Origin of the sequence: Kitasatospora sp. NPDC127067 (genome assembly GCF_042724755.1) — a bacterium.
GTDB classification, from domain to species: Bacteria; Actinomycetota; Actinomycetes; order Streptomycetales; family Streptomycetaceae; genus Kitasatospora; species Kitasatospora lactacystinica.
Genome location: NZ_JBHXEM010000271.1, coordinates 1 through 3,203, shown reverse-complemented (window position 1 = coordinate 3,203; position 3,203 = coordinate 1). Strand labels below are relative to the sequence as shown.

Below are 3,203 nucleotides of genomic sequence, written 5' to 3'. Positions count from 1 at the left end.
TTCGGGCCGGATCACCCGGAACAGGGTGGCCACGGCGGCCCGCGTCCGTTCATCCGGGAGGGTGGGTTCTTGCCCCGGGTCCTTTACGGGAGGGGGGACAGTGCGGCCGGTCCCTCGCCCACCGGAGGCCGGGCGGGGGACAGCCGGTTCGGGCCGCGGGGTGTCGAAGACGTGGGCCTCGGACCGGACCGTTCCGTCGGCCATCCGGACCCTGTCGACCCGGTAGTACCCGGTGTCCTTCAGTTCTTTGAGCGCCCGTCGGACGGCACCCGCCCCTGCGGACTGCTGTCCGCCATCTGCCGCCCGTCCTCCCGCCACCCGTCGGGGCGGGAGAGCAGGTCGGCGAGGAGGCCCCGGGCGGTGTAACTCAGCCGACGGTCCTGCAAAAGGCCGTTGGGAAGCACGGTGAATGCGCGCACGTGCGCGCTACGATGAATCTGCATCTGGAGGTTCGACTCCTGGTGCCCGACCCCGGGGTGTGTCACCACCGCCGGGGTCTCCTATGTTCTGTTGATGATGCGGAAAGTAGCACAACGACTACACGGAGTGCGAACCGCTTGCGGATTACCGGCCGGACGCCACGGGGTGCCGACTGACTTGTGGCGAGGCGGTCAGGAATGCCGAGCGAGTCGATGCGGGCCGAGGAAATAGGACAGGGCAGCGTGCGACGGCCCGTCAGCGACCCCACCGTTCGTCAGAAGCCTCACAACTTCGCGTTCGGGTACCCACTCCACTCGGGTCGCCTCGGAGGCGTCCTCGGGGTCGCCGACCCAGGTGCAGTCGGTGACGTGGTAGGCGTGGAAGTGGGCGTCGCCGATGCCGGCCATGGCGTCGTACTCGGTCAACAGCTCGGCCCGGCCGGGACGCCAGCCGGTCTCCTCCTCCACCTCGCGGACGATGGCCGCCGCCGGCTCCTCACCGGGCTCGGCCCATCCGGCCGGCACCTCCCAGCCCCAGTGGCCGGTGATGAACCGGTGCCGGTAGAGGAGGAGGAACTCGCCGGCCTCGTTGGTGACGACGGCGGTGGTCGAGGCGCGGGGGTAGCGGACGACGTGATGGTCGATCCGGCCGACACCGGGGATCTCGACATCATCGAGCCAGACCTCGACCCACGGGCTCCCGTAAACCTGCCGACGCCCGAACACCTCCCATTCCACGAGCAATCCCTCCCTCACACCCGCACCAGTTGCGTTCCCGACTCTCTCACGCGTGCGGCGAGCTCCCGTACGGGCCTTTCCGCCGACCACGGTGACAGGGATGCCTGGAGTGCTCGGGCGCGCAGGACGATCGGCTGGATGATGCTGGCCCGTGCCAGGTCGAGGGCGGAGTGTGCCGTGACACACGCGGCTTCGAAGTCGCCTTGGGCGAGCCGAACCTCGGCGAGGTCGAAGGTGAGGACGGCCTTCCCCTTGAGATCGGCAACCGCCCGGCGGCCGATGGCGGTCTCAAGTAGACGGCTGGCAGCGTCATGCTCACCGAGGTGTGCGTACGTCTCGCCGGCGAGACCGTCCAGCCGTGGCGCGGTGAAGAAGTCGAGGCCGCCGATCGTGCCGTCTTCCGCCAGGTCGAGGTAGTGCGCGGCTTGGTCGAGCGCGGCCAGCGCTGCGACCCGGTCACCGCCTGCGGCAAGCACACGAGCGAGATTGGCAGTGATCCAGGCGCGACGCCGGGGAGCTGCGGTCTCGCCGTGCGCAACAGCCTGCCAAAGGAGCATGGCGGCGGTATCGCGCCGCCCAGCCGTGTACTCAACGATGCTCTGCATGGTGAGGAGCCACGCGGTGAGATCGTCTGCTTCCCCCTCACCTGCGGCGACGGCACCGAGGTGAAAGTGCGCTTCACTGCGGCTCCGGTCGCCGAGGTCGTGGTGGGCCAGTCCCAAAAGGCCGGCGACGGCAGCCAGCATCCGTACGCCACGGCGCCGGGCGGTGAGGGACTGCGGGCGGGCGAGCATTTCGTACACGCCGGACAGTTGCCGTTGGAGGATGGGCACGGACTCGGTGGGCGCGGTCGACGGGTAGCGGTAGGCCACATCGGCGACAGCCGCTTCCAGGTGTGTCAGGGCGGCGTCGGACGCGGTGGATCGGGACAGCATGTCAAGGACTTCCCAGGTTTCGGGTGTGGTGGCCGGCTGGTAGCCGGCGGGGCCGGTTGCCGCCTCCCACGACCGGTCGGCCAGGCCGAGCATCCACCCTGGGACGTGCAGGCCGTCGGCAATCCGCTCGATCACATCCATGCTGGAGACTTCCCGGGGCCCGCTCATGATCTCCGTGACACGGCTGGTCGAGAGGCCGGTGCGTCGAGCAATCTGAGCCGGCCCGATACCTGCCTGCCTCGCGATGGCCCGGAAAACGGGACCGATCTGCCTGCTCGCGCACGCCGCCACGAATGTCGGGTCGGCCAGCAGTCGTTCGGGGAGCGGTTCCGGCGCGGGCAAGCGGGCCTCCCTGGTCGATGGTGCCACGAGGGTACCGGCCATGGTGACTACGCGACGGCCCCATGGTGGGTACTCACCGTGACCCTGGCGGCAGTCCCGGCGGTGCGCGATGCTCTATCCGTGACCATGCGTCAGCATCCAGCGCGGCGGCGAAGATGTCGACTTGGTCCCGGTTGGCCGCCATGGCGCCATCTAACGCACTTCCCTCCGCCCCTTGAGGTGCTCCCCCATGCTCAAGACCCACCAGCCGCCCCGGACGTTCGTCGCGCGCCTCGACTCGCGGATCGAATCCACGCCCCTGGCTCGATACTTGCTTCGGGCCTACCTCTCAGGGTTGCCCTCTGGGGACCGCTACCGCGACACCGCCGAGCTGTTGCTCGGCGAGCTGTTCGCCAACGCCGTCCAGCACTCCGACGCCCCCGACGACTGCCACATCGAAGTCCGCTTCACCGTCACCGGCTCCCGCCTGCGCCTGGAAGTCCACGATGCTGGCAGCGGCCGCCCATCGCTCCTCGTCGCCGCGCCGGACGACGAGCACGGGCGCGGACTGCTCCTCGTCAACGAGCTCGCCGAGCGCTGGGGCTGCGCCAACCGCCCCGGCGGCATCGGCAAGTTCGTCTGGGCCCTCGTCGCGCCCGCCCCCGGCCCCGCCCTCGTCACCGCCTGAAAGCCCAGAACCCCCCATGCACCTCACCACCCTCGCCGGCCACGCCCTCTCCCGCGGCCGCACCCCCGCCGACACCTACGCCCTCCTCGCCCGCCGCACCCA

4 protein-coding genes are annotated in these 3,203 nt (G+C 70.0%); 1 reads left to right on the top strand and 3 read right to left on the bottom strand.

Annotation, left to right across the window (positions count from 1 at the left end):
• Positions 1-239 precede the first annotated feature (239 nt).
• The 3 genes from ACFWJ4_RS41215 to ACFWJ4_RS41205 all read right to left on the bottom strand — a co-directional run bounded on the left by ACFWJ4_RS41215 (position 240) and on the right by ACFWJ4_RS41205 (position 2,476).
• A complete protein-coding gene (locus ACFWJ4_RS41215) occupies positions 240-443 on the bottom strand; it encodes a hypothetical protein (RefSeq protein WP_380554510.1) in 204 nt (67 codons plus the stop codon).
• Between the two features lie 168 nt (positions 444-611).
• Entirely contained in the window at positions 612-1,157 is a 546-nt protein-coding gene (locus tag ACFWJ4_RS41210; protein ID WP_380554507.1) for an NUDIX hydrolase, read from the bottom strand.
• 14 nt (positions 1,158-1,171) lie between these two features.
• Complete coding sequence (locus tag ACFWJ4_RS41205; RefSeq protein WP_380554504.1) at positions 1,172-2,476, bottom strand: helix-turn-helix domain-containing protein; 1,305 nt, start codon at positions 2,474-2,476, stop codon at positions 1,172-1,174.
• A gap of 187 nt (positions 2,477-2,663) precedes the next feature.
• On the opposite strand from ACFWJ4_RS41205, the gene ACFWJ4_RS41200 reads away from it, so the two are divergent.
• Positions 2,664-3,101: an ATP-binding protein gene (locus ACFWJ4_RS41200; RefSeq protein ID WP_380554501.1), complete on the top strand. Its 438-nt coding sequence runs from the start codon at positions 2,664-2,666 to the stop codon at positions 3,099-3,101.
• Positions 3,102-3,203: the final 102 nt, after the last annotated feature.

What these genes read in the sequence shown, in the direction of transcription:
- ACFWJ4_RS41215 (WP_380554510.1), bottom strand. Translation starts at nt 443, where the DNA reads ATGCAGATTCATCGTAGCGCGCACGTGCGCGCATTCACCGTGCTTCCC.
- ACFWJ4_RS41205 (WP_380554504.1), bottom strand. Translation starts at nt 2,476, where the DNA reads ATGGCCGGTACCCTCGTGGCACCATCGACCAGGGAGGCCCGCTTGCCC.
- ACFWJ4_RS41200 (WP_380554501.1), top strand. Translation starts at nt 2,664, where the DNA reads ATGCTCAAGACCCACCAGCCGCCCCGGACGTTCGTCGCGCGCCTCGAC.